Below are 21,645 nucleotides of genomic sequence, written 5' to 3' on the forward strand. Positions count from 1 at the left end.
AAAAACTATTCCTTAGAAAACGTCTTTACGACTTTTTTCTGCTTCTACTAACAAGGAACGTGCGCGATCTAATTTCGTTTGCATAGTTTCCACTACGCCACGCACCGCTTCTACGCCTTTTCCGCCAGTAATTGCTTGTGGAAGGGTTACGTTGAAGTCTTTCTCTAAGTCTTCAACTAGGTCAGCGTCTAATTCAATTAACGCCCCTTCTACCCCTTCAAAACGCTGTAAGTAAGTATCGTGAACCAATGTGGTGGCAACTTCAGTTAGTTGCTCTGCCGACTTAGCCACTACGCGATCTAAACGCTTTTTAATATCGTCTATAACTTCAGGCGCTGTGGTTGGTTCAACTTCAGTGGTTTGTACTTTGGCAACCAAACCCTGCTTTTGATATTGTGACGCAAGTTTAACTGCGCCTAACGCTTGCCACAAGGCTTGATTAAGTTTGGTTTGCTCTGCGCGAACATCTTCTACTGATTTACCGTTTTCGATACCCATTTTGATGCCATAGATACCTTGCCAGATAGATGCGTAAACAGGCACGTACTGGGTTTCGATAGCAGAATGAAAATCGACTTCTTCCCAATATTCAATGAGTGCGTCTGTGTCTACGTTCTTGCTGTCTTTTTCGTAAGCATCCACAACACTGCCGAATTTTTCTTCTAACCAGTGTACTTCTTCTGTGTACTCACCAATATGAGCCTGAAGGTTGTTTACATGTTCGCTGATCACACCATTTGCAAAGGCGCTGCTTGTGCCAAATGAAAAGGTCACTGCCAATACTAATACCGAGGCACTTAGCTTCTTAAGTGTTGTTGTCATCATTTTTCCTAGTACTTTTCTAATTATGCAAATGATACTTATTATCATTAATTAAGTAAAGGTAACTCAACGTATGATTATGTCATACTTTCGCATTACCAAATTGGCTTTAAAGTCAGTAACTACGGTGTTTGCGGTGGAAATTGTATTAAGCAATTCATCGTATAACCGCCATTTGCTGGCTGTTTACAGCATAGTTATATTACATTTTAACGACTCAATGCGATCAACTTTATTGATGCCAAGCAATCGTAAAAATCTATTGATACTTTTTATAATGATCACTAATTTAAGCTATTAGGCTAGGTTCAATTGAGATGGGCGGGTAAATATTAATAAGATCAAAAAAGGCCTGAGCATCACTTCACATTATGCTCAAGCCTTTCAATAGGTTTAGTGCTAAGTGCTACACTTACTGTTACAAGCTTTTTAACATGCTTTCAGCGTCACTGACTTCAAAGCGGCCTGGATCTTCTACACTGATTTTTTTCACAACGCAGTCTTCAACTAACATGGCGTAACGCATAGAACGCAGACCACCAAAGTCACTGGTATTCATGTCTAAGCCAATTTGCTTAGTGAAGTGACCGTTGCCATCTGCCAGCATCATAATCTCTTCAGCGTTGTTCATCTTACCCCAAGCATCCATTACAAATGCATCGTTTACCGATAAGCAAATAACCGTATCTACGCCTTTTGCTTTGATTTTGTCTGCCAATGCGACATAGCCTGGTAAATGTGCTTGAGAGCAGGTTGGCGTAAATGCGCCAGGCACTGCAAACACTACTACACGCTTGTCGTTAAAAAGCTCGGCAGTGCCGGGGTTTGTCATCTCACCATTTACTAAAAGGCTGAAATCCACCTCTGGCAAGGTGCTACCTACTTCTATCATGCTGCTCTCCTAGGATTTTTGACGTAAATACACATCGAATCTATGTTTTTTACTTTCTATTGCCATTGATGGATTGTTTCCGGCTAACACTTCTGCGCTGTTAGGCCGTTTCACCACTACTCTAGACGACGCTAATGCCAACGCGGGCGCGAGTAATGCGTCGGCGTCGGGGTCGTGTCCAAGCAATTGTTGAAACAATCGCATTTCCTTCTTCACCAAGGCTGATTTCTTTTTGTGCGGAAACATAGGATCTAAGTAAATCGCATCTACGTTCTCACCATTCCAGTATTGCATTACATCGGCACTATTTCCATGTTGTAGTGCGAATCGCTCTGCAAGCTCGGGGTAGGCAGCTTTTAAACGTCGAATACCATCATCAAGTAACGCCGCTACAATGGGCGAACGCTCTATCATAGTGACTTTGCAGCCTACGCTAACCAATACAAATGCGTCTCTTCCTAATCCGGGCGTAGCATCTACTACGTGCCATGGCGCCGCACCGTTATGCACATTACCTTTAAGCCCGATGGCTTTTACAATAGGCTCTTTTCTACCGCCGCCATGGGCTTTGCGATATAAGCTGGCAGGCGAAGCAAAGTCTACTATAACGGGCAGCGTTTTCTTTTCGTTTGCATCAGCCAGCCCAAGTACGTTATGACAAACCTGAAGGTAGAAACCTTCAACAGGCTTTTCGTCAATGGGAAAACCCCAGTTCTCACTAATAGTCAGGGCAAGGGCTTTATCACTTTCAAAGCTCACGTCGGTTTCGGTGCTAGCAACCACAAGAGGCAGAGTACTAAGCATGACCATATTGTTCCTTGTGCCCAATCCAGCGATTGATAATAGCTTGCGCATGGGAAGGATATTGCTCCCATAAGGTATAGGCAATTTCTTGTACTTTGGGAATAAGCGCGGCGTCTCGCACTAAATCAGCAATTTTAAGTTCTGCCATGCCGGTCTGACGCGTGCCCATAAATTCTCCCGGCCCACGGATTTCTAAATCTCGCTGGGCAATATAAAACCCATCGTTAGATTCACGCAGTACAGTTAATCGCTGAGTTGCCGTTTTAGACAAAGGGCTTTGGTACATAAGTACACATTGGCTTTCTACGGCTCCGCGCCCTACCCGTCCGCGAAGCTGATGTAATTGAGCTAATCCTAACCGTTCGGGGTTCTCAATTATCATGATACTAGCGTTGGGGACATCTACCCCTACTTCAATCACCGTGGTGGCTACAAGTAAATCGAGTTCACCGGCTTTGAAATCGGCCATTACTTGTAGTTTTTCGGCAGGTTTCAAGCGTCCGTGCACCAACCCTACGTTAAGTTCAGGTAATGCGGTGCGAAGAATAACCGCAGCATCTTCAGCGGCTTGGCATTCCAACACTTCTGACTCATCAATAAGGGTACAAACCCAGTAAGCTTGCCTGCCATTTGCTTTACAGGCTGTGCGAACGCGCTCAATCACATCGGCTCGCCTGCTGTCGGGTAAAACCACCGTGGTTACTGGGGTTCTTCCAGGCGGTAACTCATCAATAACCGATGTGTCTAAGTCTGCATAAGCGGTCATAGCTAACGTTCTAGGAATTGGTGTCGCCGTCATAATTAACTGGTGCGGGTATCGCCCCTGTTGTTCGCCTTTATCGCGAAGCGCTAGGCGCTGATGCACACCAAATCTGTGTTGTTCATCTACAATCACCAAGGCGAGTTGTTGGTATGTCACGCTTTCTTGGAAGATAGCATGGGTGCCTACCAGCATTTGTACGTCGCCACTTTCAAGCCGCGACAATACTTCGGTACGCGCTTTGCCTTTAAGCTTACCGGCTAACCACCCTATTTCTATGCCCAGCGGTGCGAACCACTCTCTGAAATTATTGGCGTGCTGCTCAGCAAGTAATTCGGTAGGCGCCATTAACGCCACTTGATGCCCTGCGCCAATAGCGGATAACGCAGCTAGTGCTGCTACTAAGGTTTTCCCTGAGCCCACGTCGCCTTGTACTAAGCGCATCATGGGGCGCGGGTGTTGCATATCTTGCTGAATATCGGCCACTACTCGCTGCTGGGCACCTGTAGGCGAGAACGGCAGCTGCGCCAACATCTTTTCAATAAGGGGCTTGTCTACCTTTATGCTAATGCCAGGCTGTGCATCTGAAAGCTTGCGAACCTTGAGTACACTTAAATGATGTGACAAAAGCTCTTCTAAAATTAACCGGTACTGAGCAGGATGAAGCCCTTCTTCCATTTCATGCACATCGGTATCGGGGGCTGGCCGATGCACTGCATGTAATGCTTCGTTTAGGCTTATCTGGTCGCTATACATACCTTCAGGCAGTAAGTCGGCCAGAGCGCCTTTGTCTAACATTTTAAGGGCTTGGTCTGTTAAGTTTCGTAAGGTAAGTTGCTTCACCCCTTCGGTGGTAGGATAAACAGGGGTTAACGACTCTGCTTCAAGCGGCGCATCTTCATCGATAAGTTTGAATTCCGGGTGCATCATCTCAATGCCCCACTTGCCCGTGCGAACTTCACCAAAGCATCGTATTACGTTGCCTGGCGTCATCATCGTGCGCTGCACTGCCCCAAAGTGAAAAAAACGTAAAGTAATGGTGCCCGTACCATCGCTTAACTTCACCACTAACATGCGTTTTTTACCATATTGGATGTCGGCGCTTTTTACTTCACCTTGCACGCTAACATGGGTAAACGGGCGGCACTCGGCCACACTGTAAACCCGTGTTCGATCCTCATAACGTAGAGGCAGGTGGAACAGCACATCTTGTAAGGTAAATAAGCCAATTTTAGCCAGCTTTTCGGCCACTTTAGCGCCTACCCCTTTTAGGGCGGTGATGGGCGTGGTGGCAAGAGTTTGCATTTGACCGACATTCCTTAGATCAAGCGTCTGATTTCATTGGTGTTAATGAAACCAATCATTTATTAGAAACGAAGTGTAATAGATTGCGGGAAGCTTGGCGAGTACGGTTTAAGGCCAGTATGGCAGGTGCTATAAGTTTGTGCAGACTAGGCGCGAGTAGACACTGTCTCTTCATCGTTAGATAAGGCGTGTAACGCCTCTGGCGTCAGCTGCATTTGCTTCCACCAACTTGCCGGTGCATCAATGCGGCCAATCTCATCTATCGCAGGATAGGGAACACCCTTCGTTTTGCTTAAGGCGCAAAGTCTGGGGTAGCCTCTTTCGAACAAGAGTTTTTGGCATTCTTCTTCGGGTAAATGTTCAACGTCGTACATACCGGCTAGTTCTCGCTGGCGCTGCGCTTCGTAGAGCACAAGTGCTGCAGCAACAGACACGTTCAATGACTGCACCATGCCCGCCATAGGAATGATGATATCTTGATCGGCCATGGCAATAGCTTCGTCGGTAGCACCGTAGCGTTCTTGACCAAAGATAATCGCGGTAGGTTTGGTGTAATCAACTTCACGAAAGCCTACTGCCGTGTCAGACAAGTGTGTAACCAACACCTGCATACCCTGTTGCTTCAGTGCACCAATAGCGTTACCAAGACTGTCGTGATTAGTTTGGCGAACCCATTGCTGACTGCCCATGGCGGTGTCGCCACGAAACTGGTATTTCTCTTCCCATACGGTGTGAACACGGTGAATACCAATGGCATCACAGGTACGAACTACCGCCGATACATTGTGAGGTTTATGTACATTTTCGAGGCAAACCGTAAGGTCGGTTTGCCTTTTTGCCAACGCACTTCGAATGCGAAGGTAACGCTCGGGCGACATTGTTTACTCCGGCAATTCCATCACGCCGTCGATTTCAATTTGTGCGCCTTTAGGCAATGCAGAAACTTGCACTGCAGCACGCGCTGGGTATGGCTTGTTGAAGTAACGGCTCATAATTTCATTTACCGTCGCAAAGTGACCTAAATCGATAAGAAAGATGTTCACTTTTACCAAGTCGTTGGTGGTACCACCAGCGGCATCACACACGGCTTTTATGTTTTCAAAAACCTGTACCGCTTGTTCAGCGAAGTCTTCTGACACCATTTCCATAGTTTCTGCAACCAAAGGGATTTGGCCTGAAAGATAGACCGTTGTGCCAGCCTTAACGGCTTGACTGTAAGTACCAATAGCGGCAGGTGCCTTATCGGTCTGAATAATAGACTTAGACATAATGGATCCTAAAAATTTTTTAAAAAGTTAGTGTCTGGACTGACTATGACGTGACACTTTCTGAACCTCTGGCATGGTGCGGATTTTTTTCATCACTCGAGCCAAATGTACGCGATTTTGCGTGGTAATTTCGATGTCGATAAAGTAGATATTACTCTCTTTTTCTTCTGTTTGCAGTCCAATAATATTGGAATCGCACCCAGAAATTGTGTTCGTTAGGGTAGCAAGGGTACCCTGATGATTAAACAGTTCAATTCGCAGCGAGGCTTTAAATTCACCCTGAGGTTCTTCGTCCCAACGCATAGGTAATACGCGTTGAGGCTCTTCTCTTGAAAGCTTGCGAATGTTGTTGCAACCAATTTGGTGAATCGTCATACCACGACCAGGGCTTAACACCGCCACAATTTCATCGTCAGGAATAGGGTGACAACAACGAGCATAATGCACCAGTAAGCCTTCAGTACCACGAATAGCTACGTTACCTTTCTTCTCAGGTAAGTCTGTGTTTTCACCAAGCAGTCTGCGGGCGACAATAGCGCTTAGCTCATTTCCTAGGCCTATATCGATAAGCAAAGAATCAAAGTCGTCGTGCTTAGTTTCAGCCACTACCCGTTCAATATCGGCCTCTGGAATATCGTCCAGCTTCACTTCACCTAAGGCATGGCGCAGTAAGCGGTTACCCATGTTCACCGCTTCTTGAGAGTGCTGTTTACGCAAATATTGGCGAATACGAGTGCGTGCACGAGCACTCACTACAAAGTTCAGCCAGTTAGCATTGGGCTTGGCTTTAGGCGAGGTAATAATTTCTACAGTTTGACCATTTTGTAATGGCTTACTTAAGCTGTAGTTTCTGCGCTCTACTCGAACCCCTACGCAGGTGTTACCAATATCTGAATGCACTGCATACGCGAAGTCTACAGCCGTGGCACCCATGGGCAGTTCAATAATGCGGCCATCTGGGGTAAACACGTAGATTTCTTCTGGGAATAAATCTGTTTTAACCGATTCAATAAATTCGAAGGATGAGCTGGCAGACTGTTGAAGCTCAAGTAACGACTGCATCCACTTACGCGCTCGTAGTTGCGCAGTAGTGCCGTTGTCGCCAGGCTCTTTGTAAAGCCAGTGCGCAGCAACCCCTTTATCTGCCATCTGATCCATTTCTTGGGTACGAATTTGAATTTCTACCGGAATACCATGGGGGCCAATAAGCGAGGTGTGCAATGACTGATAGCCATTAGTACGAGGTATAGCAATGTAATCTTTGAAACGGTTCTCGATAGGTTTATACAAACTGTGCATAGCCCCTAGCGAGCGATAACAATTATCTACCGAGTCTACCACTATGCGAAACGCATAAATGTCCATCACTTCGTTGAACATTAGCTCTTTATTACGCATTTTGCGGTAAATAGAGTACAAGTGCTTTTCGCGTCCGAGTACGTCCGACTCAATTTTATAAGCCGTTAGACGGGTGCTAAGTTCTTCACGAATATTTTCAATAATTTCTTTACGGTTACCACGGGCTTGGCGAACCGCCGATTTTAGTGCGCGATGGCGCATGGGGTACATGGCAAGAAAACCTAAGTCTTCTAGCTCATTTTTAATATCGTGAATACCTAAGCGATGGGCAATAGGCGCATATATTTCAAGCGTTTCGAGAGCAATACGGCGGCGCTTATCAGGGCGAAGCGAACCTAACGTACGCATATTATGCGTACGGTCAGCTAGCTTAATCAGAATAACCCGGATGTCTTGCACCATGGCCATCATCATTTTACGAAAGTTTTCAGCTTGAGCTTCTTGCTTACTGCTAAATGCAATTTTATCTAGCTTACTGACCCCTTCCACCAGCTCAGCAACGGTTTCACCGAACGCTTCAGCAAGATCTTCTTGGCTGTAATGGGTGTCTTCAATCACGTCGTGTAGCAAGGCTGCCATGAGGGTTTCATGGTCTAAATGCATGTCGGCAAGAATACTGGCAACAGCAACAGGGTGCGTAATGTAGGGGTCGCCACTTGAGCGCATTTGTCCATCGTGGGCTTCTTGCGCCAACACAAACGCCTCTTGTACCAGCTGAACTCGGTCAGCAGGCAAGTACTTTATTACTTTCTGTTTTAAGCCTTCAAACAAATACACGGACTAGTGCGACTCCTGATTAACGTTACAACCTTAAGAATACGTAGAATTGAGCCTTTAGCCAATACCCAAAAAGCAAAGCGCCAGTGCTTTTTTCAAAGCACTGGCGCTTAAACATACAATAGTTACCCTTGTGGTGTAACTATTGATCAGAAAGAATGTTTGCTACTGAAGAAAATTCAGCGTGTTCTTGTTGTTCCTGATCACGCAAATCGTCTTGTTCTAGTGTGCTAGCAGTTACCAAACCTTCTTCGATTTCACGAAGTGCAGTTACAGTAGGCTTATCGTTTTGCACATCAACCATTGGATCTTTACCTTCGGTGGCAATTTGGCGAGCACGACGAGCCGCTACCAAAACCAAATCAAAGCGGTTACCAATTTTATCTACGGCATCTTCAACTGTTACGCGGGCCATGTATTTCTCCGAAAATTAGGTTGATCAAGTAATTCAAAAAACGGCCGCGTAGTATACACCCTTGTAGGGCGCGATCCTAGCGGTTTGTTTGAAATTAAAACAATATATATATTAAGCAGATCCGAGCAATTCGTCCAATAAAGGCTGATAACGCATTTGTTGTTTCATTGTTCGTAAACGCTGTGAAATCACAATCGCTTCTAAATCGTTAAGCGCAGTGGCGAAATCATCGTTAACAATAACGTGGCTGAACTCACTAAAGTGAGACATTTCTGCCACCGCTTCTTTCATTCTACCGGCAATCACTTCATCGCTGTCTTGGCCACGATTGGTTAAGCGCTGCTCTAGCACATCGATTGAAGGGGGCAAGATGAAAATACCACAGGTATCTGGCATGAGCTTTTGCACCTGGCGTGCGCCTTGCCAATCGATATCTAGAAACACGTCGATACCACGGTGCAAGGTTTGCTCAATGGTCACCCTTGATGTGCCGTAGTAATTACCGAACACCTCAGCCCACTCAAAAAAAACGCCTTGCTCAATCAGCGCTTCAAACTGCTCACGGCTTACAAAGTGGTAATGCTGCCCATCAACCTCACCCGGTCTAGGTTTACGAGTAGTGTGGGACACTGACACTTCCATCGCATTGTTGCTATTAGACGCGTACTTTTCCATTAACGCCTTTATTAGGCTGGATTTTCCTGCGCCGGAAGGCGCTGCAAGTATAAATAAATTACCGAGTAATGATGCCATGAAAGTATTAAATATTTTATAAAATATGGTGATTTTGTAGAGCAATGATAGCATATTGAAGTGGTAGGTAGCAGCAACAATAAAAGCAAACTGCTTTGGGTATGTTTGCGCTTACACTCTACACATAAAATAATGAATTCATTGCGTGCTTACCCTCACGCTGTTTTGGGAAAAAATAAATAAGTAGGAACACACTAACATGGCTCAAGAACTTCTGCCGTACGTTGAACAAACTCCCAATACCACACCATCTGCATGTGTAATTTGGCTACATGGCTTAGGTGATTCTGGTCATGGCTTTGCGCCCATCGTGCCCGAATTAAAATTACCAGATAGTATGTCGGTAAAATTTATCTTCCCTCACGCACCTGAGCGCCCTGTGACTATAAACGGTGGCATGCGCATGCGTGCGTGGTACGACATCAAATCACTTGATTTTAATAGCCGCGCTGACTTAGACGGTGTACTTGAGTCGGCGAGTCAAGTAGAGGCCCTTATTCAAGAACAAGTAGATAAAGGCATTCCCACCAACCGCATTGTGTTGGCAGGGTTCTCTCAGGGCGGCGTAATTGCGCTTCATTTGACGCCTCGTTTTAAGCACAAACTCGCGGGTGTGTTGGCTTTATCTACTTATATGTGTGAACCAAACTTATTGGCTCAAGAGGCAACTGATACGAATCGTGACATACCCATTATGATGGCCCATGGCGATCAAGATGAAGTTGTGCCTATTTTTATGGGTAATGCGGCATATAAGACGTTAACCGACAATGGTTTTAATGCTACTTGGCAAACGTATACCATGCAACACAATGTCTGTATGCAAGAGCTAAACGATATTTCTGCTTGGCTACAAAAAGTGCTTGCTTAGTATGCCTTTAGGCTTAGCTTAAACGCGTCATTTAGCTTTATTAGGTGGCTAAATGACGCGATTTCTCCCAGCACCTTTCGCTTCGTAAAGGTGCTCGTCTGCCAACTTAACCGCGGCATTAATATTGGCGTCAGTCAGTGCTGTTGCCACGCCAAAACTGGCTGTGATTGGATGGTAGATTTCACCTTCTTCGAAGGGTGAACTTTCAATTTCCACTCGAATTTTTTCAGCCAACTTTACGGCCATACTCAAGGTTGTTTTGGGGTAAAGAATTAAAAATTCCTCCCCCCCTGTGCGTGACACAATATCGGTAGCTCTAATGGCATTTTTCATCAACGTAGCAATGTGAATTAAGACCTTGTCTCCCACATCATGCCCATAGCTATCGTTTATTCTTTTAAAGTAATCGATATCCACTACCACAACACTTAAGGGAAAGTAATCAGCGGGGTTTTTCATTGCTCGCTCAAAGTAAACTGACTCTAAAAACCGCCTGTTTGGTACTTTGGTTAGCGGGTCAGAATTAGCTTGCCGTAGTTTCTCTAGATTATCGGTCAACATCTCCTTTCTGCTTTGATGCCAAAAGTATTCAGAAATAAAAGCCACTGTAATGAAACAACAAAGCGCGATTAGGAAGCGGGATACATCCTCTGCTCGATAGTTCGCGGGAATAGATTCTTGGTGATAAACGATGAACGCCACCACGGCTACCGTGCCAGTAACGTAAATAATAGCCGCTCTAAAACGCACGATAATAATTTGTATCAAAATGAGCGGGTAGACAAAGTGCAGCCCGGTATTGTGATAACCGCCCGTTAAGGTAATTACCGCCACCATAATCACCACAATACCGCCCGCTAAATAATAGAAAACGTCATTGTTTTTATATACATGTGACAACATTGCATTGGCAAAGACGGAAAACGAAAAAAGCCCAAGCCAAAATGCAAGAAAGTGGTCGCCACGAGCAATATTTTGGACTGTCAGCACAGCCATAATAGTGCCACCGATATACGATATGAAATACAAAGTTAAGCGGCGACGTTTCGCTTCAGCACCATTTAAATGTGTATTTTCCAGAAATTGACTTAAGGAAGAACTATCCATATAGCAGGAGGCTTATCCATATATAATAATTGCAATAAGCATAGACACCTTACTCACATTTTCGCAACCGTAAACCTGTGCGCAAGATAAAGATTTAAGTACAATAGACTTATAAGTCGTAAAAAAGCCTTAAGCAAGCGTCGTCTGATTGCTTCAGGTTCTATGCCTTAGATAAGGCCCTAGACAGGATATTAATGATGCAAGCAGCACCTAAGAGAACAATTCGTATTGCCACACGCAAAAGCGCCCTCGCGCTATGGCAAGCAGAGTACGTGAAAGCGAAACTGTTAGAACACCATGATTCAATTGTCGTTGAACTGGTTCCTATGAGCACTCAAGGTGATCGAATTCTTGATACGCCGCTAGCAAAAATTGGCGGTAAGGGCTTGTTTATCAAAGAACTTGAAGTTGCCATGCTAGAAGGCAGAGCTGATATTGCGGTACATTCAATGAAAGATGTCCCCGTTGAGTTCCCAGAAGGCTTTGGCCTTCACGCCATTTGCGAACGTGAAAATCCGTTCGATGCCTTTGTGTCAAACCACTTTGATGATTTAGATGCATTGCCAGGTGGTGCGGTGGTTGGAACCTCTAGCCTTCGCCGCCAGTGCCAAATTCGTAAACATCGCCCAGACCTGAAAATTAAAGATTTGCGCGGCAACGTAAATACCCGCCTAGCCAAACTCGATGCTGGCGAATACGATGCTATCATCCTTGCCTCTGCTGGCCTTATCCGTTTAGGCATGGAAGAACGTATTAAAACCGGCTTACCTGCTTCTGTATCGCTTCCTGCCGTAGGGCAAGGCGCTGTAGGTATTGAATGTCGCAATGACGATGCCGAGCTTATTGCGTTACTTCAAGCCCTGAACCACGGCGAAACGCAAACTCGAGTAAGTGCAGAGCGCGCGATGAACGAGCGGTTAGAAGGCGGGTGCCAAGTACCTATCGGCAGTTTTGCTACGCTTGATGGAGACAGCATAACCTTAACGGGTATGGTAGGACAGCCAGATGGCTCAACGTTATTGTTTGCCTCTGCCACAGGCCCTACAAAAAATGCGAAGAGCATAGGCGTAGAAGTCGCCGAGGCACTGCTTGAACAAGGCGCTGGGGAAATTCTTAGCGCATTGTATGACTAATATATGTTGTTGCTGACTTATGCTATTAATCACCCGTCCTCTTCCTAAGTTACAGGCAAGTGCAGATGCTTTCGAGCAGGCGGGTATTAATGCCGTAGGGGTTGCTACATCAGATATTCAAAGCATCCCTAGTAAGGCCAGTGAGCTCCAACAGTTTTTGTTGGGCCCGCCCATCGTTAATAGCATTATCGTTACCAGTATTTATGCCGTGCCAGCGACACTCGATGCACTCAATCAAGCCACTTTTTTATCAGTGCAGCCTACGTTAATAGCGGTTGGCGATGCCACGGCTAATGCATTACATAGCGCGAATTTACCTTTCAAAATCGTTACGCCTTCGCTACATACATCCGAAGGTATACTGGTCATGCAGCAACTTAATGAGGCAAACTGTACACAAGTCGTTATTATTAAGGGCGAAGGTGGCAGAGATACGCTTTCTCACGTTTTAAGCGGTAGAGGCATATCGGTTACCGAGTTTTGTGTTTATAAAAGACAACCACTTACAAACCCAATTTACACAAAGATCTGGAAAATTGGCGATGTTAGCGGCATTATCGCTACAAGCGAAAATATGGCAAAACAGCTTATTTCTAGCCATAGTATGCAATTATTAGCGTTGCCCTGGCTAACGGTAAGTGAACGAGTTGCAACGAGTTTACGTAATCTTGGGATAGCACGCGTTTCGGTGTGCAACCGCGCCACCGATCAGGCATTAATTGCCTGGGTAAAGGAAAATTGGGAGTATTAAATGTCTGACAAGAATGAGAAGGACCCTCAAAACGGGGAATTGGTAAGCGTGAAATCATCATCTAGTACGACATCAGAATCGACGTCAGCGAACGCGGCATCAAGCACAGATACCGTCTCACCTAAAGGTACGTCTAAAAACACACCGAAAAAAGCGAAAAAATCATCAGGAACCAAGCTTCTATGGTTTGTGGTCCTTATTATTTTCCTTTTAGTTCTAGGCATTATTGGTGCTGGGTATTGGTACTACATGCAACAACAGGGCAGCAGCGATACCCTTGTCCAAACCCAACAGGCGAATACAACCCAACTTAACAACTTAAGTTCTGATCGCAAGCAAACAGCAGATGCCTTACGCATGCTCAACATGCAAAACGGTGAACTAAAAGACGCTGTGGATGCATTGCAGCAACAAAATAGTGCCTTAGTGCAACAAGCCGAAGCCACACAACAACAACTTAATAGCATGGAAGGTCAACGCCCTGCCGATTGGCTTATAGCCGAGGCTGATTATTTAGTTCGCATGGCGGGTAGAAAACTGTGGTTAGAAAACGATGTACGCACAGCAACCTTGCTGTTAGTGAATGCCGATAAGCGTTTAAAGTCACTAGCCGATCCTTCGGTATTACCGGTTCGCGCCAAGCTTGCTGAAGACATTCAAACTCTTCAACAAATGAATCCTGTCTCTCAAAGTTCGGTGGCTCTTGCCCTTACCGGCATGCTTGCGCAAATTGACAAGTTACCGTTAGATACTTTTGAAAAGCCAGTAGATGCAGATGCTGATAGCAATGAGCTGTCTGAATCGGCAGACGACTGGAAAGAGAACCTGGCGAAAGTGTGGCACTCTATTGTTGATGGCTTTTTAACAGTGAAAAGTTTAGAAGGCCCGGTTGAACCTGTCATGTCACTACAAGCCCAGTTTTTAGTGAAAGAACAGCTTCGCTTGCAGTTAATGCACGCACAATCTGCTGCACTCAAAGCAGATTCAGGCCTGTATGAGCAATCTTTGCTTTACGCTAAAGCCATGCTTGAAGAGCATTATGATGTTGAAAAGAGCCAGGTTACTGGCTTTATCTCAGCACTTGATAACCTTGTTGATACCGACATTTCTCAACCCATTCCTAGCCAGTTAGCTTCACAAAAGCCGCTTGAGCAGTTATTGGAGTCTCGTGTAAAGCAAGCATTCAGTCAGGGAGCTAGCGCATTATGAAATGGTTAGTCATTGCCCTTGCGGTGCTGGCCGCATTTATTGTTGCGCTTATTGTTGGCCCTATGATTTTGGGCGACAAAGGCTACGTACTCATTTCGTTAGGTAATACCGCGATAGAAACCAGCCTTATTGGTTTTTGCATTATCATTATTTGCGCCATTATCAGCTGGTATATTATCTCTAAATTGGTGTTATGGACATTAAGCTTGGTAACGGGTTCTCACCGCTGGTTTGGTGCTTTAGGCGAGCGTAAACGCAAACGTGCCTTTTACCATGGTTTACAGTCATTGGCTGCGGGCGACCTAAAAAGTGCTCACAAGGCACTTAGCCAAACCACCAACGGCGATTTTGAAGGAGTGAACTACTTGGCCGCTGCGCAAGTGGCTCAAAGCCAAAACGACCCGCAAAAAGCCCGTTATTTCTTACTGCAAGCGGCAGAGTATGACAGCGCTAAAGTCGCTGCCACTATAGTGATGGCGCGTATAGATGTTACCGAAGGTAAATATACCGACGCACTTGAAAAGCTAGATAGCTTAGATGAAGAAGAAGCCAACAACCCGCAAGTGATTAAACTTAAAGCATCGATAATGGCTGAACAAGGTCAATGGCAAGCCTTGCAAGAAAAGCTAAGTGGTTGGCGCAAAGCGTTACCGAAAGAAGATTACACCTTATGGTCGCAGCGAATTGCCAAGGGTAAGTTAGCTGAAATTGCCAGTAAGAACGGTGCCGCTGAGCTTAAAACCCACTGGGAAGGATTACCTCGTAAAATTAAGCAAGACGATGCTTATCGCGCAGCTTATATTCAGCAATTGCTTGAACAAGGCATGCATGCCGAAGCACAAACTCTGCTAGTAGAATGGCAGAAACGTGGTCCGCACCCTGCTCTATTCCATTATTTCACCCAGTTAAATATTCCGAATGCTGCACCATCGTTGCGGTTGCTGGAAAGCTGGATTAAACAAGACAGCGAAAATGTAGAATTATATTCTACGTTGGGTAGAGTCGCATTCAATGCAGGTGACGATATTCTGGCCGAGAAAGTATTGTTAAAAGCCGTGAAGATGGAATCAAGCAAAGATGACTTGTTATTGCTGTCAGCCATTAGTGAGCGTAGACACGATAGCACTACGGCACTGCAATATTACAAGGAAGGTCAACAGCTGGTGTAGTTTTACGCTGTTCACTTTTAACTTGAAAGAAAATACAAAAAAGGCCAGTCATTTCAATTGACTGGCCTTTTTCTTTATTATTGTCCGTTTTACGCTGAAGTGCGGTCTACCGCTTTAGGTTCGGCCAATGCCTTACGCTTTTGTAGAGACTGATAAAATGGTGCATAAGTAGGACGCATAACGTATTTACCGTCACCTGCCTTCGCTAATAACTCACCGTTTTGCCACGCGATATTACCGTTACAAATAGTCATCACAGGTACACCTGTAATTTCCATCCCTTCAAAGATATTGGTTTCGATATTAGACATATGGGTTTCAGCAGAAATTACTTTTGTGCCTTTCGGATCCCATATCACTAAATCGGCATCGGAGCCTTCCCGTACCGCGCCTTTGGCCGGGTACATATTGAAGATTTTAGCCGCATTGGTAGAAGTAACTGCGACAAACTCATTAGGAGTAATTTTGCCGCCGTTCACACCTTTTTCCCACAATACTGCCAAGCGCTCTTCTACCCCAGCAGTGCCGTTTGGAATTTGGGTGAAGTTGTCTTTACCCATGGCTTTTTGTTCGTTACAAAAAGCGCAGTGATCGGTAGCGGTAGTTTGCAACGTACCCGCTTGCAAGGCTTTCCATAGCACGTCTTGGTGTTTCTTAGGACGAAATGGCGGGCTCATTACGTGGGCTGCTGCGCGTTCCCAACTTACATCTTGATACACACTATCATCTACCGTTAAATGCCCAGCTAATACTTCACCATAAACGTGGTGCCCGCGCTGCTGTGCATAACGAATCGCATCAACCGACTCTTCTACCGAGCAATGCACTAAATACAGAGGTGCGCCTAGAGTTTCAGCAATGCTAATAGCACGGTAAGCCGCTTCACCTTCAACCATGGGTGGACGAGATAGCGGATGGGCTTCTGGCCCAGTAATGCCTTTATCCATTAGCTGTTGTTGTAAGTGGTACACCAATTCACCGTTTTCAGCATGAACCGTGGCAATAGCACCAAGTTCCATACATCGGGTAAAGCTTGATACTAAAATATCATCGGTGGCCATAATGGCGTTTTTATACGCCATAAAGTGCTTAAAGCTATTAATACCGTATTCAGTAGCGAGGGTTTCCATATCTTTGTGAACACTGTCATCCCACCAAGTTATTGCCACATGAAAGGTGTAGTTAGACATGGATTTTTCAGACCAATCGCGCCACTGTTGATAGGCTTCCATTAATGGCTGACCTGGGCTTGGGATAACGAAATCGATAATAGTCGTGGTGCCACCAGCAAGGGCGGCAGCTGTACCAGAAGCAAAGTCATCGGCGGCTACCGTGCCCATAAATGGCAATTGCATATGGGTGTGCGGATCGATACCACCTGGCATGATTAGCTTTTCAGATACATCAACAATTTCTACATCTGTGTCTTCTACAGAAAGGTCTTCGCCAATCTTAGTAATTTTGCCGTCTTCACAAAGTACATCGGCTTTGTAAGTCATTTCGTGGGTAACGACGGTCCCACCGCGTAATAATATGGCCATTTTTGTGTCCTTTTCGCTTTAAATTATGAAGCTTTTGCTAGTTCACCAACGTTCGTGTTCACAGTGTTAACTAGCTTGCCTGCAGCAAAGTAATAAATGATGGCGCCCGAAATAGAACCGGTAAACCAGCCATAGCTATAGAACCACGTTAGTACATCTGCGGTTATGGCTAGCAAGGTAATGCCTACTGGAATTAAAAAGGCAACAAAACCGGCCCAATTCACTTTCGGGTAAGCAGCACTGCTGGTGTAAAGCGCCGCTACATCTAGCTCTTGTTTTCTAATAAGGAAGTAATCAACAATCATAATGCCCGCAATAGGGCCTAAAAGGCTTGAATAGCCAAGTAGCCAGTTTGAGTACAAGCTATCTACACTTACATCAGATTCAATAAGCCCAGCTTTTTTCAGTAGCTCCCAACTCATCAATAACACGCCAACTATGCCTGTCAGCAGTACCCCACGGGTGTGATTAATGTATCTAGGCGCAATATTCTGAAAGTCGTTGGTAGGTGAGACTACGTTAGCAGCAGTGTTAGTCGATAACGTAGCCACAATAATGAGTAACATGGCGATAGCTACAAAAAATGGACTATCGATATGGCCTATTAAGGTAACAGGATCTGATACGGTTTCACCTACCAGTGTGGTAGAGGCTGAAGTCAGCAATACACCGAGGGCGGCAAACATGAACATAGTGAGCGGTAAGCCAATAATCTGCCCAGTAACTTGGGCTTTTTGGCTTTTTGCATAGCGGCTGAAATCAGGAATATTTAGCGACAATGTTGCCCAAAACCCAACCATGGCAGTGAGCCCTGCGAAAAAGTAGCTAAAGAAGCCTGCACCTTCGGGACGACTGGCAGGGGTAGCAAGCACATCGGTTACCGATACTTTGTCGCTTGCCCACCAGATAAGCCCAGCACCTACAATCAATAGCAAAGGGGCTGCTAGGGTTTCTAGCCACTTTATCGACTCTGACCCTTTAATAACGATAAATACGTTTAACGCACCAAAGGCGAAGAAGCCAATAACCTCTCCCATACCGCCAAGTTGTGCCCAACCATCTGAAATAGAAGATAGAAACAAATGTATGGCGAGGCCACCAAACATGGTTTGAATGCCAAACCAACCGCAGGCGACAAAACCCCGAATCAAACAGGGAATGTTAGAGCCTACGATGCCAAATGACGAGCGCAGTACTACCGGAAAAGGGATACCGAACTTAGTCCCAGGAAATGCATTTAACGTAAGCGGAATAAGTACCACTATGTTCGCTAGCAAAATAGTGAACAAGGCTTCCATTACCGACAAACCAAAGTACGTGGTTAATACTCCGCCTAAGGTATAGGTAGGCACACAAACCGCCATTCCTACCCAAAGTGCGGCAATATTACCCGTACCCCAAGTACGCTCCGATAATTTAGTCGGCGCTAAATCTTCGTTAAAATAATCGCTCTCGGTTACCGATTTACTGAGTGCGATTTCACTAATTTCTGCACTCATACGCTCGCTCCCTCATCTTCAGCAACTGGGGCTCCGGCAGCTTCAGCAATACGCTTGCTGGCGGTTAGCATGGTATGAAGCAATACGTTTGCGCCGTCTTCACACTGCTCTGGGCTAGAGTATTCAATTTCGTTGTGGCTGATGCCGTTTTCACATGGAGTGAAAATCATGCCCGCTGGGACTAGATCTGCCATGTAACAAGCATCGTGACCAGCGCCGGCGTAGATATCCATGTGTGAATACCCTAAGTTTTCAGTAGCGGCTTTTACATCGTCCGAGGCATTAAATTCAACTGGCGCAAAATACCAGAAGTTATCCACGGTGATTTCCAAGTTACGTTCTTTGGCTACCGAGTCGCAGTAAGCCACGAACTCTTCATGCATGGTGGCCAACACTTCGGGGTTAGGGTTACGTAAATCAGCGCTAAACTTCACGTTTCCTGGAATAGTATTTCGTGAATTAGGATAAACTTGCATGAAACCTACGGTGCCAAGACCATTGTCGTAGCGATTAGCTAGCGATTCGATTTCTGCTACAATTTTGCCCGTCGCTACCATGGCATCTTTGCGTAAGTGCATTGGCGTGGTGCCAGAATGAGATTCTTGGCCTTGTATTTCTACGTTGTACCAGCGAATACCTTGCCCTAAACGTACTACACCAATGCGCTTTTCTTCATCTTCTAATATTGGGCCTTGCTCGATATGAGCTTCAAAGAATGCGCCAATGTTACGGCTGCCCAATTCTTCTTCACCTAAGTAGCCTATGCGAGCCAGTTCATCGCCCAAACGTAAACCGTTTACGTCTGTTTTATCTAGCTCTTCTTGCAAATCAAAGCGGCCTACATAGACACCCGAACCTTGCATGGCAGGCTGAAAGCGTGAGCCTTCTTCGTTGGTCCACACGCTCACTTCAATTGGCGTTGGAGTAGTAATATTGTTTTCATGCAGAGTGCGAAGCACTTCAACGCCTGACAATACACCAAACACACCATCGAACTTTCCGCCTGTAGGCTGGGTATCTAAGTGGCTACCGGTGGCCACTGAAGGAAGTTCGTTATTGATACCTGGGCGTTTCGCAAAAATATTACCAAACTTATCTATGCTAATTTCACATCCGGTGGCTTCACACCATGCGCAAAACAAGTCTCGAGCTTGCTTGTCTAGATCAGTGCCGGCTAAGCGGTTACACCCGCCCTTTTCAGTGCCGCCAATCTCGCCCATTTCCATCAGGCTGTCCCATAATCTTTGACCGTTAATTCTAAGCTTATCCATTGTTTTGTCCTCGCAGGTGGAAGGTTATTCCTATTAACACTTTGCCCCAAGTTAGCTCAACGAACGTACTATAAGAGTGCAATCTTGATAACTTTATTTACCAAACGGTAAATAAATTTTTTCTCTATTTTTATGCTGATTGTTCACTGTTTATTATGTAACGCTACTGTTGCTGAGACGCCTAAAGCAAAGGGCGTGATTATTCTTTTGTCTAATGCGCTATTTTATTTTTAGGCGCTTACTTAATACCGGTAAAACAATAAAAATTGACCGAATGGTAAATCTTTATATTTTGAGCTTTCAACATTTATGCCAGCGGTCGTACTAGAGGCCGTGCACCGGTTTTTTATGACCAACAAAGTTCGCTGATATAGCGAACTTTGTTGGTTTAGATACTAGTTACTAGGAAAAGAAAATTGACTGCCTTCACGCAAATTCGTTGAAGGCCAGCGTTGTGTAATGGCTTTTCTGCGCGTGTAGAAACGTACAGAGTCTGGCCCGTAGGCATGTAAGTCTCCAAACAATGAGCGCTTCCATCCACCAAAACTGTGGTAAGACACAGGCACAGGCAAAGGTACATTCACACCCACCATGCCTACTTGAACTTGGTCGATAAAGAAACGAGCGGCTTCACCGTCACGGGTGAAAATGCAGGTGCCATTTCCGTATTCGTGCTCGTTAATTAGCTCAAGTGCCGTTTGCATATCAGGTACACGTAGCATCACAAGGACAGGGCCAAAAATCTCTTTTTGATAAATTTCCATGTGAGGTTTTACTTTGTCGAACAAAGTGGCCCCTAAGAAATAGCCATCTTCAAAACCTTCTACACTGAGCTTTCTACCATCGCTGACTAAATCAGCTTCTTGGTTAACGCCGGAGTCAATGAATCCACTCACGGTATCGAAATGTTGAGCGCTAATTAACGGCCCCATGTCATTGCTGTTATCGTTACCTGCACCCACTTTTAAGGTTTCAATTTGCGCTGATAACCTGTCGCGCAGGGTATCGCCCATTGCATCACCTACCGCAAGCACTACCGATAACGCCATACAGCGCTCGCCGCATGAGCCAAACGCCGCGCCCATTAGCGCATTTACTACGTTATCAACATCAGCATCTGGCATGACAATCGCGTGGTTTTTAGCGCCACCTAATGCTTGGCAACGCTTACCATTTGCACTGGCTTTTTGATAGATAGCCTCGGCTACTGGCGTTGAACCTACAAAGCTTACCGCTTGAATGGTCGGGTCTTCTAATAGTTGGTCGACAGCAGATTTATCACCATTTACTACATTCAGCACCCCCGGCGGTAAACCGGCTTCTGCCGCAAGTGCAGCTATGTATAACGCGCTGGAAGGGTCTTTTTCAGACGGTTTTAACACAAAGGTGTTGCCACACATGATAGCGCTGGGCCACATCCATAACGGCACCATGGCCGGAAAGTTAAACGGTGTAATACCTGTCACTACACCTAGCGGCTGAAATTCACTCCACGCGTCTATACCTGGGCCCACGTCTTTACTGTGTTCGCCTTTAAGTAATTGAGGCATACCACAAGCAAACTCAACGTTTTCAATACCACGTTGTAATTCACCTTTGGCATCGTGTAGCACTTTGCCGTGCTCTTCACTAATTAATTCGCAAATCTTGTCGCTGTGTTGCTCTAGCAATACTTTTAAGCGAAACATAACCTGTGCACGCTTTGCAGGTGGCGTGGCGCGCCATGCTGGGTACGCCGTTTTCGCTGAATCTATCGCTTTTTGTACCAATGCCGACGACGCCATTTCTACTTGTCCGCACACAGCGCCAGTAGAAGGGTTGTGAATATCAATCAAATTTCCATCTTGCGGCGCTACGTGTTCGCCGTGAATAAAGTGTCCTACCAATGAAGTCATATCTGTGTCTCTTTTTTGCGTAAGTGGATCAAAACGGTAAAGGC

19 protein-coding genes are annotated in these 21,645 nt (G+C 45.5%); 5 read left to right on the plus strand and 14 right to left on the minus strand.

The features are described 5' to 3' along the window. Positions 1 to 12: 12 nt before the first annotated feature. The 9 genes from R1T43_RS19845 to gmk all read right to left on the minus strand — a co-directional run bounded on the left by R1T43_RS19845 (position 13) and on the right by gmk (position 9,155). On the minus strand, positions 13 to 822 hold the full coding sequence (locus R1T43_RS19845) for a hypothetical protein (RefSeq protein ID WP_061996851.1): 810 nt from the start codon (positions 820 to 822) through the stop codon (positions 13 to 15). 418 nt (positions 823 to 1,240) lie between these two features. Further along, positions 1,241 to 1,714 (minus strand): peroxiredoxin, encoded by a 474-nt coding sequence (locus R1T43_RS19850; protein ID WP_211069184.1) that lies wholly within the window; start codon positions 1,712 to 1,714, stop codon positions 1,241 to 1,243. A 9-nt stretch (positions 1,715 to 1,723) separates the two neighbouring features. After that, the gene (locus R1T43_RS19855) at positions 1,724 to 2,518 is read right to left on the minus strand and encodes a class I SAM-dependent methyltransferase (protein WP_317351352.1); all 795 of its coding nucleotides are present in this window, start codon (positions 2,516 to 2,518) and stop codon (positions 1,724 to 1,726) included. Beyond that, a complete protein-coding gene (gene recG, locus R1T43_RS19860) occupies positions 2,511 to 4,583 on the minus strand; it encodes an ATP-dependent DNA helicase RecG (protein ID WP_317351356.1) in 2,073 nt (690 codons plus the stop codon). Before recG ends, R1T43_RS19855 begins: the two co-directional genes overlap by 8 nt. 146 nt (positions 4,584 to 4,729) lie before the next feature. Then, the gene (trmH, locus tag R1T43_RS19865; RefSeq protein WP_317351360.1) at positions 4,730 to 5,461 is read right to left on the minus strand and encodes a tRNA (guanosine(18)-2'-O)-methyltransferase TrmH; all 732 of its coding nucleotides are present in this window, start codon (positions 5,459 to 5,461) and stop codon (positions 4,730 to 4,732) included. A 3-nt stretch (positions 5,462 to 5,464) separates the two neighbouring features. Next, positions 5,465 to 5,851, minus strand: a complete 387-nt coding sequence (locus R1T43_RS19870) for a RidA family protein (protein WP_317351363.1) — start codon at positions 5,849 to 5,851, stop codon at positions 5,465 to 5,467. Between the two features lie 27 nt (positions 5,852 to 5,878). Further along, positions 5,879 to 7,987 (minus strand): bifunctional GTP diphosphokinase/guanosine-3',5'-bis pyrophosphate 3'-pyrophosphohydrolase, encoded by a 2,109-nt coding sequence (spoT, locus tag R1T43_RS19875; RefSeq protein WP_211069185.1) that lies wholly within the window; start codon positions 7,985 to 7,987, stop codon positions 5,879 to 5,881. Between the two features lie 142 nt (positions 7,988 to 8,129). Next, positions 8,130 to 8,402, minus strand: coding sequence for a DNA-directed RNA polymerase subunit omega (rpoZ, locus tag R1T43_RS19880; RefSeq protein WP_129735716.1), 273 nt, complete (start codon positions 8,400 to 8,402; stop codon positions 8,130 to 8,132). A gap of 111 nt (positions 8,403 to 8,513) precedes the next feature. Continuing rightward, positions 8,514 to 9,155, minus strand: a complete 642-nt coding sequence (gene gmk, locus R1T43_RS19885; protein ID WP_211069186.1) for a guanylate kinase — start codon at positions 9,153 to 9,155, stop codon at positions 8,514 to 8,516. Between the two features lie 199 nt (positions 9,156 to 9,354). Between gmk and R1T43_RS19890 the strand changes: the two genes are divergently transcribed. Continuing rightward, complete coding sequence (locus R1T43_RS19890) at positions 9,355 to 10,026, plus strand: alpha/beta hydrolase (RefSeq protein ID WP_317351373.1); 672 nt, start codon at positions 9,355 to 9,357, stop codon at positions 10,024 to 10,026. 48 nt (positions 10,027 to 10,074) lie between these two features. Here the strand turns inward: R1T43_RS19890 and R1T43_RS19895 are convergent, their stop codons facing one another. Next, on the minus strand, positions 10,075 to 11,133 hold the full coding sequence (locus tag R1T43_RS19895) for a GGDEF domain-containing protein (protein WP_317351376.1): 1,059 nt from the start codon (positions 11,131 to 11,133) through the stop codon (positions 10,075 to 10,077). A gap of 197 nt (positions 11,134 to 11,330) precedes the next feature. Here R1T43_RS19895 and hemC point away from each other — a divergent pair, with 197 nt between their 5' ends. From hemC to R1T43_RS19915, 4 genes are read left to right on the plus strand one after another with little or no spacing between them, the layout of a single operon-like run. Beyond that, positions 11,331 to 12,266, plus strand: coding sequence for a hydroxymethylbilane synthase (gene hemC, locus R1T43_RS19900; protein ID WP_317355911.1), 936 nt, complete (start codon positions 11,331 to 11,333; stop codon positions 12,264 to 12,266). 19 nt (positions 12,267 to 12,285) lie between these two features. After that, complete coding sequence (locus R1T43_RS19905) at positions 12,286 to 13,017, plus strand: uroporphyrinogen-III synthase (RefSeq protein WP_317351379.1); 732 nt, start codon at positions 12,286 to 12,288, stop codon at positions 13,015 to 13,017. Then, positions 13,018 to 14,226 (plus strand): uroporphyrinogen-III C-methyltransferase, encoded by a 1,209-nt coding sequence (locus R1T43_RS19910; RefSeq protein WP_317351382.1) that lies wholly within the window; start codon positions 13,018 to 13,020, stop codon positions 14,224 to 14,226. Beyond that, entirely contained in the window at positions 14,223 to 15,395 is a 1,173-nt protein-coding gene (locus R1T43_RS19915; RefSeq protein ID WP_317351384.1) for a heme biosynthesis HemY N-terminal domain-containing protein, read from the plus strand. The genes R1T43_RS19910 and R1T43_RS19915 overlap by 4 nt, the downstream gene beginning before the upstream one ends. A gap of 89 nt (positions 15,396 to 15,484) precedes the next feature. On the opposite strand, the gene hydA is transcribed toward R1T43_RS19915, so the two are convergent. The 4 genes from hydA to R1T43_RS19935 all read right to left on the minus strand — a co-directional run bounded on the left by hydA (position 15,485) and on the right by R1T43_RS19935 (position 21,601). Beyond that, positions 15,485 to 16,936: a dihydropyrimidinase gene (gene hydA / locus R1T43_RS19920; protein WP_211069192.1), complete on the minus strand. Its 1,452-nt coding sequence runs from the start codon at positions 16,934 to 16,936 to the stop codon at positions 15,485 to 15,487. 23 nt (positions 16,937 to 16,959) lie between these two features. Next, positions 16,960 to 18,435 carry an NCS1 family nucleobase:cation symporter-1 gene (locus R1T43_RS19925; protein WP_317351387.1) on the minus strand — a complete coding sequence of 492 codons (1,476 nt, stop codon included), beginning with the start codon at positions 18,433 to 18,435 and terminating at the stop codon, positions 16,960 to 16,962. Next, positions 18,432 to 19,706 carry a Zn-dependent hydrolase gene (locus tag R1T43_RS19930; RefSeq protein WP_317351389.1) on the minus strand — a complete coding sequence of 425 codons (1,275 nt, stop codon included), beginning with the start codon at positions 19,704 to 19,706 and terminating at the stop codon, positions 18,432 to 18,434. Before R1T43_RS19930 ends, R1T43_RS19925 begins: the two co-directional genes overlap by 4 nt. Before the next feature lie 395 nt (positions 19,707 to 20,101). Then, positions 20,102 to 21,601, minus strand: a complete 1,500-nt coding sequence (locus tag R1T43_RS19935; protein ID WP_317351392.1) for a CoA-acylating methylmalonate-semialdehyde dehydrogenase — start codon at positions 21,599 to 21,601, stop codon at positions 20,102 to 20,104. Positions 21,602 to 21,645 lie beyond the last annotated feature (44 nt).

Source organism: Alteromonas sp. CI.11.F.A3 (assembly GCF_032925565.1).
Taxonomy (GTDB): domain Bacteria; phylum Pseudomonadota; class Gammaproteobacteria; order Enterobacterales; family Alteromonadaceae; genus Alteromonas.